3 protein-coding genes are annotated in these 2,843 nt (G+C 56.8%); all 3 read left to right on the top strand.

Annotated features, from left to right (window positions below; genetic code table 11):
• Positions 1-1,150: PAS domain S-box protein (locus QCH34_RS10120; protein WP_300333665.1), on the top strand; the 1,150-nt coding region annotated here is incomplete at its 5' end.
• A gap of 53 nt (positions 1,151-1,203) precedes the next feature.
• Positions 1,204-2,424: an HD domain-containing protein gene (locus QCH34_RS10115; protein ID WP_300333660.1), complete on the top strand. Its 1,221-nt coding sequence runs from the start codon at positions 1,204-1,206 to the stop codon at positions 2,422-2,424.
• On the top strand, positions 2,421-2,843 hold a 423-nt coding region (locus QCH34_RS10110; RefSeq protein ID WP_300333655.1), incomplete at its 3' end, for a UbiX family flavin prenyltransferase. The genes QCH34_RS10115 and QCH34_RS10110, both read left to right, overlap by 4 nt.

Raw genomic sequence — 2,843 nt, 5'->3', positions numbered from 1 at the left:
GGCGGATGTGACAGTCGCACCCGTTGCCACACCGGATGGAAGAGGCTATATCGCAATGATTCGGGATATCTCACTCCGGAAGGAAGCAGAGCAGAAGCTTGCCGAGAGCGAGGAGATGCACCGCTCGTTCCTCCAGCATTTTCATGGTATCGTCTACCGGTTTGTTGAAGGAGAACCCGTCTTCCTCCATGGTGCCGTCACCGGGATCACCGGATACCGCCCAGACGAGATCGGCACCGGCAATCCCTCATGGTCATCGCTGATCCATCCTGCCGATGCACCGGATATCATGAGCCGGTACGATCATCTCTATGCCTCCCCAGGCGAACATTTCAGTGCAGATTACCGGATCATTCATCGGGATGGCAGTATCCGATGGGTGCATGAGGTGATCAAACACAGGATCGGAGAGACCGGCTGCTCCATCATCGAGGCATCGATCTTTGATATCACCAGCAGGCGGGAGATGGAAGAGGAGCTCTCCCGTTCAAATGAGAAGCTCAACCTCCTCCAGAGCGTAACACGCCATGATATCTTCAACCAGCTCAACAGCCTCTCCGCATACACGGAACTGATGAAGGATCTGATCACCGACCCACAGGCATCCGAGTATTGTGCAGGCCTTGAGGCAACCATCGAGCGGATCCACAGGATCTCTGCATTCACCCAGGATTACCAGAGGGTCGGGGTTCATGGGCCTGCCTGGCAGGATCTCAGGATGGTGATCAACCGGGGATTTGGTACAAGGAGCCCGGATGGGATCACGCTCGAGAACGAGGTATCGGGATACGAGATCTATTCTGATCCCCTCCTTGAGAAGGCGATGTACAACCTCGTCGATAATACGATGAAGTATGGGGGGAACTCGGTATCCCGGTTCCGGGCCTCGTGCCGTGAGGCAGAAGGGGATCTCTGTATCTGTCTCGAAGATGACGGGGATGGGATCGATTCATCACTACAAGCCCATCTCTTCGAGTATGGGGCGGGGAAGGGTACCGGTCTTGGTCTCTTCCTGATCAGTGAGATCCTCTCGATCACCGGGATCTCGATCAAAGCTGCCTGTGGCACTCTTGGGGGTGCAGCCTTTGAAATCCGGGTTCCGCATGGCAGCTGGCGGGGAGGGGTATATAATACCTCTCGTGCCTCATAGATCTCACTATGCATACACAAGGGGCACCGGCTCCAGGATCCATGCGATCCAAGATGATCAAGGATCCGGTCCATGGGGATATCGAGGTGGACGATCCGATCCGCCTCCTCCTTGATACTCCCGCCCTCCAGCGGCTCAGGATGATCCGGCAGCTCGGCTTCTCATTCCTTGTCTATCCGGGTGCAAACCATACCCGGTTTGAGCATGCACTCGGGACAATGCATCTGGCGACACGCCTCTGTAACCATCTCTCTCTAGATCAGGATGACTCCCTCCTTCTCCGGGCATCTGCCCTCCTGCATGATATCGGCCACGGGCCGTTCTCGCATGCGATCGAACCGTTGATGGAGTCGATCTGCGGCCATGGCCATGATGCTGTCGATGATCTGCTTGAAGAGCCCTCTGCCGCATCAGCACTTGCGGCAGCCGGCATTGATCCCGGTGAGGTTGCTGCCGTGATCGGGGGTAACCACCGGCTTTCGGGAGCGATCCACGGGGAACTTGATGTCGACCGGATGGATTACCTGCACCGGGATGCCCACTACACAGGCGTTCCCTATGGTGCGGTTGATTCCCACCGGATCATCAGGAGCACGGTCCTGACGCCATCAGGCCTTATCCTGGATGATTCCGGCGTTCAGGCGGCAGAATCGCTCCTGGTTGCACGAACCCTGATGCGGCCTGCCGTCTATTTTCATCATGTATCCCGGATAGCTGAACGGATGTTCCTCATTGCCGCACATGAGCATTGCGTAAGTGGCGGTGACCCGGACCGTCTGGTGGCAATGGATGATTCCGAATGTATCCAGGCGTTTCGGGAGTCCGAAAGCGGGATTGCACAGGAGATGATCCATCGTCTCCTGACCAGGAATCTCTACAAGCGGGCCGTGTATGTCGGGGTTGGCTCAATCAACCGTGCCCGTATCCCCCAGCCGGATCTGAGCGCCTCTTTTACGCTGGCAGAAGAGATAGCCTCACATGCCGGTGTTGCATCACATGAGGTCTGTGTGGATATACCCGGTTTTCCCACCGACATGGTGATGGGGGTGCTGGTGCAGAACCGGCATGACGTCGTCTCGCTTGATGAGATATCGCCTCTGATCCGGGGGATGAATGAGATCCGGCGATCGCAGTGGCGGCTTGGCATCTACTGCCCCGGGGAGCACCGTGAAGCGGTTGCTCTCGCAGCAGCCGGGGTGCTTTCGATCCGTCCGGCAACAAAACAAGATAAGCTTCCAATAGAAACAGAAGATGAGAGGGGAGAGGTACCATGAAGGAACTGGTTGTCGGGGTGACCGGCGCAAGTGGCATGATCTATGCAGAACGGCTTTTGATGGAACTTGAGAAACAGTGCCGGGTGCACCTGGTGGTGAGCGGAACCGCGGAGACGATTGCAGCCCTTGAAGGGATCTCGTTTTCGAATGTCAGGGTTATCCGTGAGGAAAATTCGGATCTGGCAGCGGCGATCGCAAGCGGATCATTCCGGTTCGATGGAATGGTCGTTGTCCCATGTTCGATGAAGTCTCTTGCCGGAATCGCACATGGGATCTCGGATACCCTGATCGGAAGAGCCGCCGATGTCTGCCTGAAGGAACGGCGCCCGCTGATCCTTGTGCCGCGGGAGACGCCGTACTCGCGGGTGCATCTCCAGAATATGCTCGCAGCCCATGATGCCGGAGCAGTTATTCTCCCC

The organism is Methanocalculus sp., assembly GCF_029762515.1.
In the GTDB taxonomy this organism is placed as follows: Archaea; Halobacteriota; Methanomicrobia; order Methanomicrobiales; family Methanocorpusculaceae; genus Methanocalculus.
The sequence above is the reverse complement of the archived record's forward strand: the minus strand, read 5'-3'. Positions and strand labels throughout refer to the sequence as shown.

What these genes read in the sequence shown, in the direction of transcription:
- QCH34_RS10115 (WP_300333660.1), top strand. Translation starts at nt 1,204, where the DNA reads ATGATCAAGGATCCGGTCCATGGGGATATCGAGGTGGACGATCCGATC.